The 3,413-nt window shown below is 56.5% G+C and carries 2 rRNA genes; both read left to right on the forward strand.

Annotated elements, in window-relative coordinates:
* Positions 1-96 precede the first annotated feature (96 nt).
* A 23S ribosomal RNA gene (locus AB0B94_RS33180) occupies positions 97-3,205 on the forward strand.
* A gap of 85 nt (positions 3,206-3,290) precedes the next feature.
* Positions 3,291-3,407 (forward strand): 5S ribosomal RNA (gene rrf, locus AB0B94_RS33185).
* Positions 3,408-3,413: the final 6 nt, after the last annotated feature.

The following is a 3,413-nucleotide window of genomic DNA, read 5'->3' on the forward strand; positions in this document are numbered from 1 at the left end:
ACATACCGCCAACTGGTGTTGGGTTTGGTGTGGGGCGGATCGGGTTGTGGGTTGGTCGTTTGTTGAGAATTGCACAGTGGACGCGAGCATCTTTGTGGTCAAGTTGTCAAGGGCGAACGGTGAATGCCTTGGCACCAGGAGCCGATGAAGGACGTGGGAGGCCGCGATAGGCCTGGGGGAGCTGTCAACCAAGCTGTGATCCCAGGGTGTCCGAATGGGGAAACCTGGCACCAGTCATGTGGTGTCACCCACACCTGAACACATAGGGTGTGTGGAGGGAACGCGGGGAAGTGAAACATCTCAGTACCCGTAGGAAGAGAAAACAATTTAGTGATTCCGTGAGTAGTGGCGAGCGAAAGCGGATCGAGGCTAAACCGGCTGCGTGTGATACCTGTCAGGGGTTGCGTGGTCGGGGTTGTGGGACCCTGCTGAACAAGCTGACACTTGTTCGAGAAGTTACAAAGTCAGTGGCTAGTCGAACAGTCTGGAATGGCTGACCGTAGACGGTGAGAGTCCGGTAGGTGAAAGTTGCTGACCTTCTGTGGGTGTTCCCGAGTAGCGGCGGACCCCTGAAATCTGCCGTGAATCTGCCAGGACCACCTGGTAAGCCTAAATACTTCCTGGTGACCGATAGCGGACAAGTACCGTGAGGGAATGGTGAAAAGTACCCCGGGAGGGGAGTGAAATAGTACCTGAAACCGTTCGCCTACAATCCGTCGGAGCCTTGCGGGGTGACGGCGTGCCTTTTGAAGAATGAGCCTGCGAGTTAGTGGCATGTGGCGAGGTTAACCCGTGTGGGGGAGCCGTAGCGAAAGCGAGTCTGAATAGGGCGATTCAGTCGCGTGTCCTAGACCCGAAGCGGAGTGATCTAGCCATGGGCAGGCTGAAGCGCGGGTAAGACCGCGTGGAGGGCCGAACCCACCAATGTTGAAAAATTGGGGGATGACCTGTGGTTAGGGGTGAAAGGCCAATCAAACTCCGTGATAGCTGGTTCTCCCCGAAATGCATTTAGGTGCAGCGTCGCGTGTTTCTTGCCGGAGGTAGAGCACTGGATGGTCTAGGGGGCCCACAAGCTTACCGAAATCAGCCAAACTCCGAATGCCGGTAAGTGAGAGCGCGGCAGTGAGACTGCGGGGGATAAGCTTCGTAGTCGAGAGGGAAACAGCCCAGATCACCAGCTAAGGCCCCTAAGCGTGTGCTAAGTGGAAAAGGATGTGGGGTCGCATAGACAACCAGGAGGTTGGCTTAGAAGCAGCCACCCTTTAAAGAGTGCGTAATAGCTCACTGGTCAAGTGGTTCCGCGCCGACAATGTAGCGGGGCTCAAGCACACCGCCGAAGCTGTGGCATTCACATTTTATCCTCGCTTGGACGTGATTCCTTGTGCAGGTGTGTGGATGGGTAGGGGAGCGTCGTGCCGCGAGTGAAGCAGCGGGGTGACCCAGTTGTGGACGCGGCACGAGTGAGAATGCAGGCATGAGTAGCGAAAGAAGGGTGAGAAACCCTTCCGCCGGATGACCAAGGGTTCCAGGGCCAGGCTAATCCGCCCTGGGTGAGTCGGGACCTAAGGCGAGGCCGAGAGGCGTAGTCGATGGACAACGGGTTGATATTCCCGTACCCGCGAAAGAGCGTCCCTGATGAACCTCGTTGTGCTAACCACCCAATCCATCCAAGACCTTCGGGTTGAGGGTGGGGAGCGTGGGAACCTGATGGGTAGTAGTCAAGCGATGGGGTGACGCAGGAAGGTAGCTGAGCCCGGCCGGTGGTTGTGCCGGGGTAAGCGTGTAGGCCGTGTTGTAGGCAAATCCGCAACACATGAAGGCTGAGACGTGATGCCGAGCCGATTCAGGTGAAGTCAGTGATCCTATGCTGCCGAGAAAAGCCTCTAGCGAGTTCTTAGCGGCCCGTACCCCAAACCGACACAGGTGGTCAGGTAGAGAATACCGAGGCGATCGGGCGAACTGTGGTTAAGGAACTCGGCAAATTGCCCCCGTAACTTAGGGAGAAGGGGGGCCGGAGACGTGAAGCCCCGCGCGGGTGGAGCGTTGTATGGCCGCAGAGAGCAGGGGGAAGCGACTGTTTACTAAAAACACAGGTCCATGCGAAGAAGTAATTCGATGTATATGGACTGACGCCTGCCCGGTGCTGGAACGTTAAGGGGACCTGTTAGCTCTTCGGGGCGAAGCGGAGAACTTAAGCGCCAGTAAACGGCGGTGGTAACTATAACCATCCTAAGGTAGCGAAATTCCTTGTCGGGTAAGTTCCGACCTGCACGAATGGCGTAACGACTTCCCCACTGTCTCAACCACAGGCCCGGCGAAATTGCAGTACGAGTAAAGATGCTCGTTACGCGCGGCAGGACGGAAAGACCCCGGGACCTTTACTATAGCTTGACATTGGTACTCGAATTAGCTTGTGTAGGATAGGTGGGAGCCGGTGAAGTCCATACGCCAGTATGGGTGGAGGCAATCTTGAAATACCACTCTGGTTGATTTGGGTATCTAACTTCGGACCGTTATCCGGTTCAGGGACAGTGTCTGGTGGGTAGTTTAACTGGGGCGGTTGCCTCCTAAAAGGTAACGGAGGCGCCCAAAGGTTCCCTCAGCCTGGTTGGCAATCAGGTGTTGAGTGCAAGTACACAAGGGAGCTTGACTGTGAGACTGACAGGTCGAGCAGGGACGAAAGTCGGGACTAGTGATCCGGCACTTGCGAGTGGAAGCGGTGTCGCTCAACGGATAAAAGGTACCCCGGGGATAACAGGCTGATCTTCCCCAAGAGTCCATATCGACGGGATGGTTTGGCACCTCGATGTCGGCTCGTCGCATCCTGGGGCTGTAGCAGGTCCCAAGGGTTGGGCTGTTCGCCCATTAAAGCGGTACGCGAGCTGGGTTTAGAACGTCGTGAGACAGTTCGGTCCCTATCCGCCGTGCGCGTAGGATACTTGAGAAGGGCTGTCCCTAGTACGAGAGGACCGGGACGGACGAACCTCTGGTGTGCCAGTTGTCCTGCCAAGGGCACGGCTGGTTAGCTACGTTCGGAAGGGATAACCGCTGAAAGCATCTAAGCGGGAAGCCTGCTTCAAGATGAGGTATCCCACCCACTTTGTGGGGTAAGGCCCCCAGCTAGACGACTGGGTTGATAGGCCGGAAATGTAAGCCCGGTAACGGGTTCAGTTGACCGGTACTAATAGGCCGAGGACTTGACTACTAAGCTGCTACGCGTCCACTGTGCAACTCTGAACAAGCGAACACCCGTGTAGTGGTGCCGGGGTTGTTTGATATGTTCATAGAGTTACGGCGGTCATGGCGGAGGGGAAACGCCCGGTTACATTCCGAACCCGGAAGCTAAGCCCTCCAGCGCCGATGGTACTGCACTCGTGAGGGTGTGGGAGAGTAGGACGCCGCCGGACAATCTT

The sequence above is a fragment of the Micromonospora sp. NPDC048986 genome, assembly GCF_040649335.1.
Lineage (GTDB): Bacteria > Actinomycetota > Actinomycetes > Mycobacteriales > Micromonosporaceae > Micromonospora > Micromonospora alfalfae.